This window comes from Acidovorax radicis, from assembly GCF_020510705.1.
In the GTDB taxonomy this organism is placed as follows: Bacteria; Pseudomonadota; Gammaproteobacteria; order Burkholderiales; family Burkholderiaceae_C; genus Acidovorax; species Acidovorax radicis_A.
Genome location: NZ_CP075184.1, coordinates 3995661 through 4012464 on the forward strand (window position 1 = coordinate 3995661; position 16804 = coordinate 4012464).

At 64.4% G+C, this 16804-nt stretch carries 15 protein-coding genes; 12 read left to right on the plus strand and 3 right to left on the minus strand.

Annotated elements, in window-relative coordinates:
- From ugpE to KI609_RS18275, 5 genes are all read left to right on the plus strand, one after another.
- The gene (gene ugpE, locus KI609_RS18255; protein WP_226444968.1) at window positions 1–852 is read left to right on the plus strand and encodes a sn-glycerol-3-phosphate ABC transporter permease UgpE; all 852 of its coding nucleotides are present in this window, start codon (window positions 1–3) and stop codon (window positions 850–852) included.
- A 151-nt stretch (window positions 853–1003) separates the two neighbouring features.
- Window positions 1004–2014 carry a sn-glycerol-3-phosphate ABC transporter ATP-binding protein UgpC gene (gene ugpC, locus KI609_RS18260; RefSeq protein ID WP_226444969.1) on the plus strand — a complete coding sequence of 337 codons (1011 nt, stop codon included), beginning with the start codon at window positions 1004–1006 and terminating at the stop codon, window positions 2012–2014.
- Between the two features lie 5 nt (window positions 2015–2019).
- Window positions 2020–2361, plus strand: a complete 342-nt coding sequence (locus KI609_RS18265) for a bleomycin resistance protein (RefSeq protein WP_226444970.1) — start codon at window positions 2020–2022, stop codon at window positions 2359–2361.
- Window positions 2358–3140, plus strand: coding sequence for a glycerophosphodiester phosphodiesterase (gene ugpQ / locus KI609_RS18270; RefSeq protein ID WP_226444971.1), 783 nt, complete (start codon window positions 2358–2360; stop codon window positions 3138–3140). Before KI609_RS18265 ends, ugpQ begins: the two co-directional genes overlap by 4 nt.
- 346 nt (window positions 3141–3486) lie before the next feature.
- On the plus strand, window positions 3487–6021 hold the full coding sequence (locus tag KI609_RS18275; RefSeq protein ID WP_413463439.1) for a DUF3772 domain-containing protein: 2535 nt from the start codon (window positions 3487–3489) through the stop codon (window positions 6019–6021).
- Window positions 6022–6200: 179 nt separating this feature from the next.
- Here KI609_RS18275 and KI609_RS18280 read toward each other — a convergent pair whose 3' ends face one another.
- Window positions 6201–6479, minus strand: coding sequence for a hypothetical protein (locus tag KI609_RS18280; RefSeq protein WP_226444973.1), 279 nt, complete (start codon window positions 6477–6479; stop codon window positions 6201–6203).
- A 71-nt stretch (window positions 6480–6550) separates the two neighbouring features.
- On the opposite strand from KI609_RS18280, the gene hemA reads away from it, so the two are divergent.
- The 6 genes from hemA (at window position 6551) to KI609_RS18310 (ending at window position 13397) form a co-directional block, all read left to right on the plus strand.
- Window positions 6551–7876, plus strand: coding sequence for a glutamyl-tRNA reductase (gene hemA / locus KI609_RS18285; protein WP_226444974.1), 1326 nt, complete (start codon window positions 6551–6553; stop codon window positions 7874–7876).
- Window positions 7877–7990: 114 nt separating this feature from the next.
- Window positions 7991–9103, plus strand: coding sequence for a peptide chain release factor 1 (gene prfA / locus KI609_RS18290; protein WP_226444975.1), 1113 nt, complete (start codon window positions 7991–7993; stop codon window positions 9101–9103).
- A gap of 96 nt (window positions 9104–9199) precedes the next feature.
- Window positions 9200–10123, plus strand: a complete 924-nt coding sequence (prmC, locus tag KI609_RS18295) for a peptide chain release factor N(5)-glutamine methyltransferase (protein ID WP_226444976.1) — start codon at window positions 9200–9202, stop codon at window positions 10121–10123.
- 63 nt (window positions 10124–10186) lie between these two features.
- Window positions 10187–10510: a Grx4 family monothiol glutaredoxin gene (grxD, locus tag KI609_RS18300; protein ID WP_226444977.1), complete on the plus strand. Its 324-nt coding sequence runs from the start codon at window positions 10187–10189 to the stop codon at window positions 10508–10510.
- Window positions 10511–10784: 274 nt separating this feature from the next.
- Entirely contained in the window at window positions 10785–11792 is a 1008-nt protein-coding gene (locus tag KI609_RS18305; RefSeq protein ID WP_226444978.1) for an AAA family ATPase, read from the plus strand.
- A gap of 258 nt (window positions 11793–12050) precedes the next feature.
- Window positions 12051–13397 (plus strand): hemolysin family protein, encoded by a 1347-nt coding sequence (locus KI609_RS18310; protein WP_226444979.1) that lies wholly within the window; start codon window positions 12051–12053, stop codon window positions 13395–13397.
- A gap of 111 nt (window positions 13398–13508) precedes the next feature.
- Here the strand turns inward: KI609_RS18310 and KI609_RS18315 are convergent, their stop codons facing one another.
- Window positions 13509–14210 (minus strand): lytic transglycosylase domain-containing protein, encoded by a 702-nt coding sequence (locus KI609_RS18315; RefSeq protein WP_226444980.1) that lies wholly within the window; start codon window positions 14208–14210, stop codon window positions 13509–13511.
- On the minus strand, window positions 14207–15949 hold the full coding sequence (locus tag KI609_RS18320) for a proline--tRNA ligase (RefSeq protein WP_226444981.1): 1743 nt from the start codon (window positions 15947–15949) through the stop codon (window positions 14207–14209). Before KI609_RS18320 ends, KI609_RS18315 begins: the two co-directional genes overlap by 4 nt.
- A gap of 91 nt (window positions 15950–16040) precedes the next feature.
- Here KI609_RS18320 and KI609_RS18325 point away from each other — a divergent pair, with 91 nt between their 5' ends.
- A complete protein-coding gene (locus tag KI609_RS18325) occupies window positions 16041–16724 on the plus strand; it encodes an RNA pyrophosphohydrolase (protein ID WP_226444982.1) in 684 nt (227 codons plus the stop codon).
- The last annotated feature ends 80 nt before the right edge of the window (window positions 16725–16804 follow it).

Here is a 16804-nt window from a genome sequence, read left to right on the forward strand (position 1 = left end):
ATGGTTGAACGTAGTCCTTATCTCACCGCGTTCTCGCACCTCATCATGGTGCTGGGCGTGATCATCGTCGGCTTTCCGCTGTACCTGGCGTTTGTGGCATCCACCCACACTGCACAAGACATCGTGCAAGTGCCCATGCCCCTGCTGCCCGGCAATAACTTCTGGCAGACCTACCACGACGCCCTGTTTGGCGGCGGCTCGGGCGCAGGCTCCACAGCCCCCGTGGCCCGCATGATGTGGGTGAGCTTTGTCACCGCCATCGTCATCACCGTGGGCAAGATCGCGATCTCGCTGCTGTCGGCCTTCGCCATCGTTTACTTCCGCTTCCCGTTCAAGGGCATCTGCTTCTGGCTCATCTTCATCACGCTGATGCTGCCGGTGGAAGTGCGCATCGGCCCCACGTACCAGGTGGTGTCGGACCTCGGAATGCTCAACAGCTATGCGGGGCTCACGGTGCCGCTGATTGCGTCGGCCACGGCCACATTCCTGTTCCGGCAGTTCTTCCTCACGGTGCCCGACGAGTTGGTCGAAGCCGCCCGCGTGGACGGTGCCGGCCCCATGCGCTTCTTCAAGGACATCCTGGTGCCGCTGTCGCGCACGTCGATCGCCGCTCTGTTCGTGATTCAGTTCATCTACGGCTGGAACCAGTACCTGTGGCCACTGCTGGTGACCACCTCGGAAGACATGTACCCCGTGGTGATCGGCATCAAGCGCATGATTGCCGGCGGCGATGCGGGCAACGAGTGGAACATCGTGATGGCCACCGCCCTGTTGGCCATGCTGCCCCCTGCCCTGGTCGTGGTGCTCATGCAGCGCTGGTTCGTCAAGGGCCTGGTCGATACCGAGAAATAAGCACCAAAACACTGCCCAGCGCTTATTCCATAAGCGCAAGCAGCTATCAAATCAATACCACTTACGTACCACAAGCCGATGCACGCCGCTCGCCCCCCAGCGCAGAACCTCGCTGCATCCTTCTTTGCGTAAGTCACCACTCATTGCAATCATGGCATCCATCTCCCTTCGCAATATCGTCAAACGCTACGGCCACGGTCCCAAGGCCAACCAGGTGATCCACGGCGTCAACGCCGAGGTCAAGGACGGCGAGTTTGTCGTCATCGTGGGCCCCTCGGGCTGCGGCAAGTCCACCCTGCTGCGCATGGTGGCGGGCCTGGAAGAGATTTCGGGCGGCGAGCTGCGCATCGGCGACCGTGTGGTCAACGACCTGGAACCGGCCCAGCGCGACATCGCCATGGTCTTCCAGAACTACGCGCTGTACCCCCACATGACGAACTTCGACAACATGGCGTACGGCCTGAAGATCGCCAAGGTGCCCAAGGAAGAAATCCGGGCGCGCGTGGACAAGGCCGCCAAGATCCTCGAACTGGGTCACCTGCTCGAACGCAAACCCCGCGAACTCTCGGGTGGGCAGCGCCAGCGCGTGGCCATGGGCCGCGCCATCGTGCGCCAGCCCCAGGTGTTTCTGTTTGACGAGCCCCTGTCCAATCTGGACGCCAAGCTGCGCGCCCAGACCCGCCTCGAAATCCAGAAGCTGCACCGCGAGCTGGGCATCACCAGCCTGTTCGTCACCCACGACCAGGTCGAGGCCATGACGCTGGCGCAGCGCATGATCGTGATGAACGCCGGCAACATGGAGCAGTTCGGCACGCCCGAAGAGGTCTACCACACGCCCGCGACCACCTTTGTCGCCAGCTTCATCGGCTCGCCGCCCATGAACCTGCTGAAAAACGCGCCAAGCGCCAAGCCCGGCACCATCCTGGGCATCCGCCCCGAACACCTGGATGTGCGCAACGAGGGCTGGGAGGTCAAGGTCGAGACGGTAGAGCTGCTGGGCGCCGAGCGCCTGATCTATGGCCGCATCAACGGCGAGCAGATGATCGTGCGCGTCGAAGAAGGCACCCACGCGCCCGCACCAGACTCGACGATCCACGTCATGCCCCGCCAGGATCGCCTGCACGCGTTTGACGTTACCACCGGCAAGCGCATCGCCGCCTGATCGCCATGGCGGGCATTCGGTTCACCATACCGGTGCTGGCGTCGCTGGACATCGCGCAGTCGCGCCAGTTCTATGCCGAGCGGCTGGGGTTTACCTGCCAGCAGCAGGCGCCTGACTATCTGATCATGGCCCGCGATGGCTGCGAGCTGCATTTTTGGCTCTGCGCCGATCGTGCCATCGCAGAAAACACCTCGTGCTACGTGCGCGGCGACACCACCGCGCTGCACGCAGACTTCACACAACGCGGCCTGTCGCTCGCCGCTCCCACCATGCGCGCCTGGGGCATGAAAGAGCTGTACGTGATAGACCCCCACGGCAACCTGCTGAAATTCGGAGAGCCTGCATGACCGAAACCCACCCTACCACCGCGCCTCACGAGGCCGTCGCGCCCCTGCCCCACTGGCCCTACCCCCGCTGGGTCGCTCACCGCGGTGCCGGCAAGCTGGCTCCCGAGAACACCCTGGCAGCCTTTCGCCTGGGCGCGCAGCATGGCTACCGCATGTTCGAATGCGACGCCAAACTCAGCCGCGACGGCGTGCCCTTTCTCATGCACGACGCCACGCTGCAGCGCACGACCAACGGCAGCGGCACAGGCGGTGACCTGGACTGGGGCACGCTGGCCCAGCTCGACGCTGGCGGCTGGCACTCCCGCGCGCACGCGGGCGAGCCGCTGCCCACGCTGCAGGCGCTGGCGCATTTCTGCATCGCCAATGGCTACTTTCTGAACGTCGAGATCAAACCCACGCCGGGCGTCGAAGAAAAAACCGGACAGGTGGTGGGCGCGCAGTGTGCACAGCTCTGGCAGGGCCAGGCCGTGCAGCCGCTGTTCTCGTCCTTCAAGCCCGATGCGCTGGCGGGAGCCCGCAGCACCGCCCCCCACATCCCGCGCGCGTTGCTTGTCGACTCGCTGTGGGATGGCTGGCTGGAGCAAGCGCGCGCGCTGGGCTGCGTGGCCATCGTGTGCAACCACGCCCTGTGGGACACCGCCCTGGTGGCCAGGGTCCACGGCGAAGGCATGCGTGCGTTGAGCTACACCGTGAACGACGAGTGGGCCGCCCAACGGCTCACCGACCTGCGCACCGACGGCATCATCACCGACCGCGTGGACCTGTTCAGCCCCGTCTGAGCAAGGGCTTGGGCCCTCAGGCCCCGGGGTCGCCCCGCCCCCTCCTTCAATCACACGACGCGCCACGGCCGCATATGGCCGCGCACGGTGGCGCACCATGGCGCACGGCGTGAGACTACAAATTGTTGTCAGGGGCGGGCCAGGGGCGGCAGACAATCAGCGGATGACATCGCAACCGTCGCCAACGACGCCCCGCCACGGGGCAGAGCCCCCCAGTCCGTCCCAGCCACCCCGCCGCTGCGCCCCATGGCCATCGACACCCCCGATGCCCAGCCAGACCGCGACGGCGCAGACACCCCGCAGACCACGCCTGCACGCCGCCTTCCATGCGTTGTTGTGCCTGGCCATGGCCCTGGGCTTGGTGGGCTGGAGCGCCCATGCGCTGGCGCAGACCAATGGGGCCAACACGGCCAGCGCCCCCACATCCTCGGCCAGCCGCGCCACCGGTGACAAGCCCCCGCTGCCCAGCGTGGACGAGCTGCGCAAGCAGCTCGACGCCGTGCCCCTCAAACTCGGCGAAGACGACGATGGCCGCAAGCTGCTGGGTGACACCAATGCCATCGGAGCAGCGGCGGAGCAGATCGTCAAGCGCCGCACCGAAGACCTTGCCGACATCGACTCCCGCCTGGCGGGCCTGGGCCCCACGCCTGAAAAAGGCGCCGCCCCGGACGCCCCCAACGTGGCCGGGCAACGGGCCAGCCTGGCCAAACAACGCGCCGCCATCGACGCAGAAGCCAAGCTGGCACGGCTCATCAGCGTCGATGCCGAGCAACGCGGCACCGAGCTGATCCGCCAACGCCGCGAGCAGTTTCAGGCCTCCCTCACGGCCCGCGTCGATTCGCCGCTGAGCCGGGCTTTCTGGCGCAACCTGCGCAGTGCATTGCCCAGCGACACGGCACGGCTGCACGTGCTGACCGATGAGCTGCGCGCCCTCACAGCCACCGCCATGGAGCCCGGCCATCGCGGCAGCTTTCTGGGCAGCCTCGCCGCCGCGCTTTTGCTCGCCGTGGCCGGCACGTGGCTGGCCGAGCGGCTGCTGGTGCGCCTGGCGCCCACACGACTGCCTGCGGGCCGGCTGCGCCGGTCGCTGCTGGCGGCGACGTCGGTGGTGGTGTATGTGCTACTGGTCGGCACGGCAGCCCAGTTGGCCTGGAGCGGGCTGGAGGTGAATGACAACTTCAGCAACGCCCTCAAGGAGTTGGCGCCAGCCACGGTGGGGCTTGCCGTGTTTGCCACCTTTGTGGTGGGCCTGGGGCATGCATTGCTGTCGCGCAGACGCAGCTCGTGGCGGCTGCCCGACATCCCCGACGACATGGCGCGGCGCCTGAGCCCCTACCCCTGGTGGCTGGCGCTGGTGGTGTCCCTGGGCGGGCTGGTGACCAAGGTGAACAGCATCGTGGGCGCCAGCCTGGCGGCGGAAGTCACGGTGCACGTGGTTCTGGCGCTGCTGATTTCTGTCCTGGTGGCCCTGGCGCTGCGCCATACCCGCGCCACGCCCCTAGCCGCCCCGTCACCCACCAACGACGGCGATGACGGTAGCGGTGGCGACGGCAATGGCGATGGCGCCAAAAACGACAACCCCATCGAGCCGCTACCAGAACGCCCGCTGTGGGTGGGCCTCGTCATGGCGTGTGCCGGGATCGCGGCGGCCGCCTCGGTGGTGCTGCTGGCCTTTGGCTATGTCGCGCTAGCAGGCACGCTGGCGCGGCAGATGGTCTGGACGGGCGTGGTTTTTGCCACGACCTACCTGCTGTTCCAGCTCGTCGATGATCTGTGCGACGCCCTGCTCTCGTCCAAAGGCCACTTTGGCGGGCGCCTGCACAAGGGGCTGGGGATCGACGCACGGCTGCTGGACCAGGCTGCCGTGCTGGTCTCGGGCATCGCACGTGTGGCCCTGTTCTTTTACATGGTGATTGCGCTCATGGCGCCTTTTGGCACCGGGCCGGACGAAGTCTTTCGGCGCGGCACATCGGTCGATCACAGCCTGAAGGTGGGCGACTTCACGCTGGCCCCGCAGGCGCTCTTCACAGCACTGGCCGTGATGGTGGCGGGGTTGGTGGTGATCCGCGTGGTCAAACGCTGGCTCAGCGACCGGTACTTCCCCAACACCACGCTCGAGCCCGGCATGCAAAGCTCCATCGTCACCTTGATGGGCTACGTGGGGGGCATCCTGGTGGTTGCCGTCGCGCTGGCGGGGCTGGGCATCAGCGTGGAGCGCATTGCCTGGGTGGCGAGCGCGCTGTCGGTGGGCATCGGCTTTGGCTTGCAGGCCATCGTGCAGAACTTCATCTCGGGCCTGATCCTGCTGGCCGAGCGGCCGGTGAAGGTGGGCGACTGGGTGGTGCTGGGCGACACCGAGGGCGACGTGCGCCGCGTGAACGTGCGCGCCACCGAGATCCAGCTGGGCGACCGGTCGACGGTGATCGTGCCCAACTCCGAGTTCATCACCAAAACCGTGCGCAACATGACGCTCACGGGTGCGCCGGGCCGTGTGCTGCTGCGCCTGCCTGCGCCGCTTGATACCGACGCCGAACGCATGCGCGACGTGATCCTTGCAGCGTTCTGCCAACACGAAGGTATTTTGCTGACCCCCGAGCCCGTCGTGCAACTCGAAGGCATCCAGAGCGGCACACTCACCTTTTTGGCCATTGGTTATGTGAGCAACCCACGCAACGTGGGCGGCGTGCGCAGCGACCTGCTGTTCAGCATCCTGGCGGGGCTGCGCGACGCGGGGCTGGCGCTGTCGCCCCCCGCGACCATGGCCGTATCACCCGGGGTGGCGGGCAGCCTGGAGGCATCGGCCGACACCCTGCCCACGGTGGCCGTCCCACAGATCCAGGGCGCGGCGGACAATGCGGGCAGCACACGCGGCAGGGGTTAACCAGAGGGGCCAGACAGGCAATTGCTCTGCTATTGATAGCTACTAGCGCTTACCCCATAAGCGCTAGCAGCTGTTTTCATATCTATTTTTGTATCTATTGCTGTATCTGCCGGGTGGTGCAAGTGGATGGCCACCCGCCACGTGCGATCAGTCCGGGAGGGGCTCTAGGGGCTCGGGGCTCAGGGCTTCCAGCCACGCACCAGCACCCATTGACAGCTGGCCGTGGCCACCACCAGCGCGGCATAGGTCAGCATCTTGCCATCGTGCCCCCACAAAGCCAGCCCTCCGCCCAGAACCAGCACACCGATCACAAAAACAACAAACCACTGGCGCCCGGCCGACATGCCCGATGCGGCCCGCGCGCCCACCCAGCGCCCACACAACACCAGCACCAGCGCCAAAGCGGCGGCGGGGGCGATGAAGTTGAGGAGGTGGTTGGCGACTGCGAGCGGACCCATTGGATTGACGCACATCAAGGCTTGAACAAGCATTCGTACCTGTTGCGGACAACAATTTTATAATGGCGGTCATGGCAGTCTGGGCTCTCGGCATCAACCACACCACCGCGCCGCTCGATCTGCGCGGCAGGTTCGCGTTCGCGCTCGACCAGATCGCCCCCACTTTGCAGGGTTTGCGGCAGTCGTTGTGCAGCACCGGCGCCCACCCGGGCATTGAGACCGCCATCATCTCCACCTGCAACCGCACCGAGATTTATTGCGCCGCCCACCAGCCTGCCATGGACCACACGCTGGGCTGGCTGGCCCAAAGCGGCGGCGTCAGCCCCGCGCTGCTGCGCTCGCATTCCTACACGCTGGAAGACAGCCTGGTGGCGCGCCATGCGTTTCGCGTGGCCAGCGGGCTCGACTCCATGGTGCTGGGCGAGGCCCAGATCCTGGGCCAGATGAAAGACGCAGTGCGTGCCGCCGAGACCGCCGGCGCGTTGGGCAGCACACTCAACCAGCTGTTTCAACGCAGTTTTGCCGTGGCCAAGGAGGTGCGCACCAGCACCGAAATCGGGGCCCACAGCATCAGCATGGCAGCGGCAGCGGTGCGCCTGGCGGGCCAGCTGTTTGAAGACCTCTCCGAGACCAAGATTCTGTTTGTCGGCGCGGGCGAGATGATTGAGCTGTGCGCCACGCACTTTGCCGCCAAGAACCCCAAAGCCATCGCCATTGCCAACCGCACGCTCGAGCGCGGCGAAAAGCTCGCCGCCCGTTTTGGCGGTGAGGTGATGCGCCTCGCTGACCTGCCCGAGCGCCTGCACGAGTTCGACGCCGTCATCAGCTGCACCGCCAGCAGCCTGCCCATCATCGGGCTGGGCGCTGTCGAGCGCGCGCTCAAGAAGCGCCGCCACCGCCCCATGTTCATGGTCGATCTGGCCGTGCCGCGCGACATCGAGCCCGAAGTCAAGGCCCTAGGTGATGTGTACCTGTACACCGTGGACGACCTGGCCACCGTGGTGCAGACCGCCCAGGCCAACCGCCAGGCCGCCGTGGCCCAGGCCGAAGCGATCATCGACGCGGGCGTGCAAAGTTTCATGCACTGGATGGATCTGCGCAGCCCCACCGGCACCTTGGGTGCCGGCGGTGGCGTAGTGCCGCTGATCCAGCAACTCAACGCCCAGACGGACGAATGGCGGGCCCTGGAAATCGCGCGCGCCAAAAAGCTGCTGGCCAAGGGCGAAGATGTGGATGCCGTGCTCGAAGCCCTCTCGCGCGGCATCACGCAAAAAATGCTGCATGGCACCCTGGCCGAGTTGCGCGCGGGCGACGCCGAGATGCGCGCCCAGACGGCCCAGACTGTCTCGCGCCTGTTCCTGCGCTCGCAAAGCAAGACCCCCAACAACGGCTTGTAGCGGCGCTCGCCCGCTCCGCAGCCGCCCCGATTTCAAGCAAAATCGGCCTCCAGCGCTTTATCCATAAGCGCTACCAGCTACCAAATCCGTAGCAAATTCCTTTTCCAGAACGCCATGAAGCCCTTTCTCCGAAGCCAGCTGGAGCGCTACGCACAGCGCCTGGGCGAACTCGACTTTCTGCTCTCGCGCGAAGACATCATGAGCGACATGGCACAATACCGCCGCATCTCCGTCGAGCACGCCGAGGTGACGCAGGTGGCCGGCCGCTACGCCCGTTACCAGCAGCGCGAGGCCGACCTGGCCAGCGCGCGCGAGATGCTGGCCGACCCCGACATGGCCGAAATGGCGCAGGAAGAAATCGCCGCCGCCGAGGCCGAGCTGCTGCAGCTTGAAGACGAGCTGCAGCGCCTGCTGTTGCCCAAAGACCCCGACGACGCACGCAACGCCTTCGTGGAAATCCGCGCGGGCACGGGTGGCGACGAATCGGCCTTGTTCGCGGGCGACCTCACGCGCATGTACATGCGCTATGCGGACCGCGTGGGCTGGAAGGTCGAGGTGGTGAGCGAGAACGCCGCCGAGCTGGGTGGCTACAAAGAAATCGTGCTCCGCTTCGAAGGCCAGCCTGGAACGGGCCCCTCTGGTAGCGGTGTTTATGGCGCTCTCAAATTCGAATCCGGCGGCCACCGCGTGCAGCGCGTGCCCGCGACCGAAACGCAAGGCCGCATCCACACCAGCGCCTGCACCGTGGCGGTGATGCCCGAGCCCGACGAGCACGAGGCCATCAAGCTGAACCCGGCCGACCTGCGCATCGACACCTTCCGCGCATCGGGCGCGGGCGGCCAGCACATCAACAAGACCGACTCGGCCGTGCGCGTGGTGCACTTGCCCACCGGCATCGTGGCCGAATGCCAGGACGGCCGCAGCCAGCACGCCAACAAAGCCAAGGCCCTGCAAGTGCTGCAGGCGCGCATCCAGGAGAAAGACCGCAGCGAACGCGCCGCCAAAGAGGCCGCGCTGCGCAAGGGGCTGATCGGCAGCGGCGACCGCAGCGACCGCATCCGCACCTACAACTTCCCGCAGGGGCGCCTGACGGACCATCGCATCAACCTCACGCTCTACAAACTGCTGTACGTGATGGAGGGCGATCTGGGCGACGTGCTGCAGGCCCTGGCGCATGCCCGCGAGGCCGAACAACTCGAAGAGCTGGAGAACAGCACGGCGGGTTGACAACCCCCTGCGCCTGCTACGTGACGCCAGAGAAATATTGAATGAAATTAGCGTCTAGCGCTTATCCATAAAGCGCTAGAAGCTATCAAAATTATAGTGAACGACACCTTTCCCACCCTGGCACAGGCATTGGCCCAGGCGCACACACAGGGCCTGGCGCGCATTGACGCGCAATTGCTGCTGCTGCACGCCCTGCGCCGCGCGGATGCAGGGCGTGCCTGGCTGCTGGCACACGACACCGACGTGCTGGATGCGCCCGCCTATGGCGAGTTCATGGCCCTGTGCCAGCACCGCGCGGCCGGTGAGCCCGTGGCCTACCTGACAGGCCACAAAGAGTTTTACGGACTGCCCTTGCAGGTTGACGCCCGCGTGCTGGACCCACGGCCCGACACCGAAACCCTGGTGGACTGGGCGCTGGAAGTGTTGGCGGGCCGCTCCCTCCCAGAAACTCCACCCCACATCGTGGACTTGGGCACCGGCAGCGGCGCCATTGCACTGGCCCTGCAGCACCACTGCCCCACGGCCCACGTGCTGGCGGTGGACGCCAGCGCCGAGGCGCTGGCCGTGGCCCAGGCCAATGCCACGCGGCTGAATTTGCCCGTGTGGTTTGCGCAAGCGAACTGGCTTGAAGGGCTGGGCAACGGCAACGGAACGGTTGCAGATGCCACCACGAACACGGGCATGGATGGCAGCCCGCGCGGCCCGTTCGATCTCATCGTTTCCAACCCACCCTACATCGCCGCGCAAGACCCCCACCTGGCCGCCCTGACCCACGAGCCCCTGCAGGCACTGGCCAGCGGGCCCGATGGCCTGGACGACATTCGCAGCATCGTGGCCCAGGCGCCCCGGCACCTTGTACCCGGTGGCTGGCTGCTGCTGGAACACGGCTACGGTCAGGCTGCGGCGGTACAAGCGCTGCTCAAAGCCCAAGGATTCGCGCAGGTGCAAAGCCGCAATGACCTTGCCGGCATCGCGCGATGTACCGGCGGGTGCTGGCCCATGGTCCAGACAGTGAAATAATCACGCCAAGCCACCACACTGCGGCGCCACCTGCCGTGCAGACCTTTTTTTAGGAGCATTCCCATGAGCGACACCCAACAACGCATCGACACCCTCGTCAAGTCCAGCGACGTCCTGCTGTTCATGAAGGGCAACGCCAGCTTCCCCATGTGCGGCTTTTCGGGCCGTGCCATCCAGATTCTGAAAGCCAGCGGCGTGGACCCCAAGAGCCTGGTCACGGTGAACGTGCTGGAAGACGAAGAGATCCGCCAGGGCATCAAGGAATACAGCAACTGGCCCACCATCCCTCAGCTGTACGTAAAGGGCGAGTTCATCGGCGGCTCGGACATCATGATGGAGATGTACGAGTCGGGCGAACTCAAGCAGGTGCTGGGCACCGAGGGCTGATAGCCACAGCGTGGCCTGCGCGCCGCGCTCGCACCGCCGACAACAACAACGGCCGCTTTCAAGCGGCCTTTTTTTGCGCTTTTTCTGCTTTTTTTGTGCTCCATTGATATTTTGTTTGCCTGCAACAACTGCACCTTTCGGGGGCTTTTTCCGATAGTGAAGCGGGCATGTTGTGTGCTTGAATGATTGCGTGAACCACCCCACGCCATTTCTCGATCACGGCTAGCCAGCCAAGAAAGCCGCTGGTTGGGCAATGGAATCCAAGGAGCATGCGATGACCAGCCATAGCCTTGTTCCCCAGCCACCTGCCCTGCGCTTGCCGGTGGCCCAGATGCGCAATGTGTTCCACCCCGGCGACGTCGAGCGCAAGCTCGCACGGTTGCAGGAGTCGGGCAACCAGCGCGAATATGAAACCCTGCGCACCGTGTACGAACGCATGCTGGAACGCGGCCCGGAGCGCTTTCAGGTCAAGCCCTCGGGCGTGCCCGACATGGCCAGCCTGTATGAGCAGTTGCCCAACTTCACCGAGGTGCTGGACGACATAAAGCGCCACGAGGCGCTGGCGCAGGACAGCAGCGACGGCCTGGAGGTCACGCCCATGTTGCTGCTGGGCCCACCCGGCATTGGCAAGACCCACTTTGCACGCCACCTGGCCGCGCTGCTGGGCACGGGCATGAACCTGTTGCCCATGAGCTCCATGACGGCGGGCTGGCTGCTGTCGGGCTCGTCCGCCCAATGGAAGGGCGCGCGGCCCGGCAAGGTGTTTGAAGCGCTGGTGGAGGGCGAATACGCCAACCCGGTGATCGTGGTGGACGAGATCGACAAAGCCAGCAGCGATGCGCAGTACGACCCGCTCGGCGCGCTGTACAGCCTGCTGGAGGTCGACACGGCGCAAAGCTTCACGGATGAGTTTGCCGAGGTGGCCATCGACGCCAGTCAGGTGATCTGGATCACCACGGCCAATGACGCCCGGGGTATTCCAGACCCGATCCTGAACCGCATGAATGTCTTCGAGGTGGAGGCGCCCACGCTCGCGCAAGCGCGGACCATCGCGCGCAACCTGTACCAGGGCATCCGCGCCGGGCATGACTGGGGGCGCCTGCTCGACGCAGAACCGCTGAATGACGTGCTGGACCACCTGGCGCACATGCCGCCGCGCGAAATGCGGCGTGCGCTGATGACCGGGTTCGGCAACGCCCGGCTGGACCGTCGGTCCACCGTAGAGATTGCAGACTTGCCACGGACTGCTGCGGGGCGCGGGCGTATCGGGTTCATGCAGTAGGCCGGATCTACCCTTGGGTGGGGCACCGCGCCAGACGCGGCGCGGCTGCAGCGTGGTGCCTGCTATGGGGCCCGCTATGGGGCCTTAACGCTGGCCGGCACCGGGCAGCAAAGACCTGTGCAGACAGGTCATTCGGCGCGACAGGTGTTGCCTTGGCGCGCGGGCACCGTCTGGGTGCGCCAGCGCATGCCGTGGCGAAAAACACGCAGATACACTCTGCAGACCGGTGTGCCGCAGCGCCACCCTTCGTTTCGCACCATGACCTTGTTTCAAAGCCTCCTCGTTATCGGACTGCTGATTGCAGCCAGCGCCTTTTTTTCCATCGCCGAGATTTCGCTCGCGGCCGCGCGCCGCCTGCGCTTGCGCCAGATGGCCGATGAAGGAGATGCCCGTGCGGACCGCGTGTTGCGCATGCAAGAGCAGCCAGGGGACTATTTCACGGTGGTGCAGGTGGGCCAGAATGCCGTGGCGATTCTGGGCGGTATCGTGGGGGAAGGTGCGTTGAGCCCCCACTTCAGCGCGCTTTTTGCGTTGTGGATTTCGGAGTCGGGCGCGCAGAAAGCCGGCTTCCTGGCGTCATTCGTCGTCATCACCTCGCTGTTCATCCTGTTTGCGGATCTTTTCCCCAAGCGGCTGGGGATGGCAGAGCCAGAGCGGCTGGCCGTGAGGCTTGCGCAGCCCATGGCCTGGTGCACCACATTGCTGCGTCCCCTGGTGTGGTTTTACAGCCGTGGGGCCGACGCCTTGTTCCGCGTGCTCGGGCTGTCGTCGCTGCGCGACGATCGCATCACGTCCGACGACATCCTGGCCATGATGGAAGCGGGTGCGCGTGCAGGCGTGCTGGCAGCGCGCGAGCAGCAGGTCATCACCAACGTGTTCGAGCTCGACACCCGTATGGTGTCCAGCGCCATGTCTCCGCGTGACCGCATTGCTTTTTTTCTGCGCGACGATCCCGACGCGGTGGTCCGCCTGCGGATTGCGGCCGAGCCCTTTTCAACCTACCCGGTGTGCGAGGGCGATATCGACCACGTGGTGGGTTATGTGGACGCGAAAGATTTGTTTCAGCGCGTACTGAACAGCCAGCCTATCTCCCTTGCCGACGACAGCCTGGTGCGCAAGGTGCTCATCGTGCCCGACCGCCTCACGCTGTCGGAAGTGCTGGAGCAGTTCCGGCAGGTGCATGAAGACTTTGCCGTGATCGTCAATGAATACAGCCTGGTGGTGGGCGTGGTCACCCTGAACGACGTCATGAGCACCGTGATGGGCGATCTGGTGGGGCCGGCCGACGAAGAGCAGATCGTGCAGCGTGATGAAAATTCCTGGCTGATCGACGGTGTGACGCCCGTGCAGGATGTGTTGCACGCGTTGTCGCTTGACGAGCTACCCCACAGCGAGGAGTACGAAACCCTGGCAGGCTTTCTGATGGTGATGCTGCGCCGCGTGCCGCGACGCACGGACAGCGTGAGCTGGGGGGGCTACAAATTCGAAGTGCTCGACGTGGACAGTTTCCGCATCGACCAGGTCATGGTGTCCCGCCTGAACGCACAGGGCGGCCCGGTTGCCCCGGCCGCATCCTCGGTCGAAACGGTTGGTGCTCCGGATTAGCGCATCCGTGTTTCCCATGCCCGACCAAACCCCAGCGTGCGCCCCCAATCCGGTTGTCGCTGGTTAGGCCAACGGCCGGGCCACACGACCCATCACCGCGCTGAATCCGCATCAGGCGGCGGGTGTTTGCTGCGGCTTGTCGGTGAAGAGCCAGTTGCGCTGTGCGCTGAACACCGCATCAGGATAGGGTGACCGGCCACGGCTACCGTTGTAGCGCCCCAGGGCCATGAACAGATCGCCTTTTTCCCGGTCGATGTAGTGCCGCAAGATCACACAGCCAAAGCGCAGATTGGTCTGCATGTGGAACAGTTTGCCCGGATCGCCATCACCGATCACACGTGTCCAGAATGGCATCACCTGCATATAGCCCCGCGCGCCCACGCTGGAGACCGCAAACTTGCGAAACGCGCTCTCGACCTGGATGAGCCCCATCACCAACGAGACATCCAGCCCCGCACGTTTGGACTCATACCAGACGGTCTGCAGAAAATCGCGGCGCACCTCCCACTCAGGCTTGCGGCGGCGCAGGCGGTCGCTCTGGGTCCCCAGCCAGCGCAAATAATGCAACCGTGCTTCCGTGCTGACAAACTCTGGTTCGGGCGGTGCTTGGTTACCAACGGCAGAGCTCAGTGCGGTACGCACCGAGTCCATCAGCGGCTCCTCTACCTGCCCACCCGCATGCGCAGCCTGCGGCGCGGTCAGCCACGCAGCGGGCGCCGCCAAGGACGACAGCGACACAATGCAGGCGCGTCGCGACAGGCCACCGCAAGCACCGGGGGGCTGCACCATGATCGTCTTTGGTTGCGCACTCATACTGTCATACAGCCCTTCACGTGGGCCATGATGTCGGAAACGGCCAGCTTGGTTGGCGCCGCGTCACGGCGGTGCTGATACTCCACCAAGCCCTCCTTGAGGCTCTTGTCGCCGATGGTCACGCGGTGCGGCACACCAATCAGCTCCCAATCGGCAAACATCGCGCCGGGGCGCTCGCCCCGGTCGTCCAGAATCACATCCACGCCTGCAGCCAACAATTGTGCATACAGTGACTCGGCCGTGGTCTTGACCGCCTCGCTGCGGTCCATACCTACCGGGCAAATCACCATGGTGAACGGTGCAATCGCGTCGGGCCAGATGATGCCGCGCTCATCGTGGTTCTGCTCGATGGCAGCTGCGGGCAGGCGGGTCACGCCAATGCCGTAGCAGCCCATTTCCAGCGGCTGGGGCTTGCCGTTTTCATCAAGGAAGGTCGCGTTCATGGCGCGGCTGTATTTGGTGCCAAGGTAGAAGACATGGCCCACTTCGATCCCGCGCTCGATGGCAAGTTCACCCTTGCCATCGGGCGATCGGTCGCCCGCCACCACATTGCGCAGGTCGGCCACGACATCTGGCTCAGGCAGGTCACGGCCCCAGTTCACACCGGTCATATGAAAATCGGCTTCGTTGGCGCCACAAATCCAGTCGGCCATGACAGCCACTTCGCGATCAACGACGAGCTTGACGGGTTTTTTGAGGCCGATGGGGCCCAGATAACCGGGCTTGCAACCAAAGTACTCTTCGATCTCGCCCAGCGTGGCAAACCGGAAGCCGTCGAGCCCAGGCACCTTGGCGGTCTTGATCTCGTTCATCTCGTGGTCGCCACGCAGCAGCAGCAGCCAGACCTGGCTTTTGACGATTTCGCCCGATTCGTTGGTGGTGTCCGTGGCCAGCACCAGCGACTTCACGGTGGTAGCCAGCGGCACGCCCAGCATGTCCGCCACATCAGCGCAGGTGCTCTTGCCGGGAGTGGCTGTCTTGGTCAGCACCTGCGTGGCTGCGCCGCGAGGAGCAACAGGCGCGAGGGCCTCGGCTTTTTCCATATTGGCGGCATAGTCGCTTTGGGGGCAGTAGACGATCGCGTCTTCACCCGTAGCAGCGATCACCTGAAATTCTTCGCTCAGGTCGCCACCGATGGCACCACTGTCTGCCGCCACGGCACGATAAGTCAGGCCAAAACGATCGAAGATCCGGCGGTAGGCTGTGGCCATGACCTGGTAGCTGGCTTTGGCAGCATCCTGATCGCGGTCGAAGCTGTATGCGTCCTTCATGATGAACTCACGCCCACGCATGAGGCCAAAACGGGGGCGGCGTTCGTCCCGGAACTTGGTTTGAATCTGGTAGAAGTTCTTGGGCAGTTGCTTGTAACTGCGCAGCTCTTGTCGCGCGATGTCAGTGATCACTTCTTCGCTGGTTGGCTGTACCACGAAATCGCGGCCGTGGCGATCCTTGATGCGAAGCAGCTCCGGTCCCATTTTCTCGAACCGCCCGGTTTCCTGCCATAGCTCGGCGGGCTGCACCACGGGCATGGACAGCTCCACGGCACCCGCACGGTTCATTTCTTCCCGCACGATGTTTTCGACCTTGCGGATCACGCGCAGCCCCAGAGGCATGTAGTTATAGATGCCCGCGCCCAGCTTCTTGATCAGCCCCGCCCGCATCATGAGTTTGTGGCTGACCACTTCGGCGTCGGCCGGAGCTTCCTTGAGGGTGGAAATAAAGAATTGGGAGGCTTTCATCGGATCGATTTCGGGGGGAGCACCGCAGCCCACTTGCCGCACACAAGGTGCAGTGCATAATGGACATAGTTTAAAAATTTGGGGTTTGATTATGCTTGACCGGGACGGCTTTCGGCCGAACGTCGGCATCATCCTGCTCAACCAGAAGAACCAGGTGTTTTGGGGCAAACGCATACGCACCCACAGCTGGCAGTTTCCGCAGGGTGGTATTGACAGGGGAGAAACCCCTGAACAAGCCATGTTCCGGGAGTTGCATGAAGAGGTGGGATTGATGCCGAACCATGTGCGCGTGGTAGCCCGCACCCGGGACTGGTTGCGCTATGAGGTGCCTGACCGGTACATCCGCCGCGATGCACGCGGACATTACAAGGGACAAAAACAGATCTGGTATTTGCTGCAACTGATGGGGCACGACTGGGATCTGAATCTTCGGGCGACCAACCACCCGGAATTCGACGCTTGGCGATGGAACGAGTATTGGGTTCCGCTGGATGTGGTGGTTGAATTCAAACGTGGCGTCTATGAAATGGCGCTCACCGAACTTGCCCGCTATCTGCCTCGCCAGGAGCAGCGCAACCGCTATCTGCGCAGCGGCATGCGCACCAGGGAAGGTGAGCATGCAGGAGCAGGCATGTACCGTGCAAGTTCGCTGCTTATCAATCCAGGCATGGAGCTGCCGCCTGGGGCGAGCTTCGACCCCGACCCCCAAAACAGCACGCCAGCGGCGCTTGATGAATTGCCCGCTTCCATCTCCATCACGAGCGGGCCTCGCTGAAACGCCACCGGACAAAAACGCCTGCAAATGCAGGCGTTTTTCTTGGAACAATCAAAGCGGGGCAGTAATCGCGGGAAATA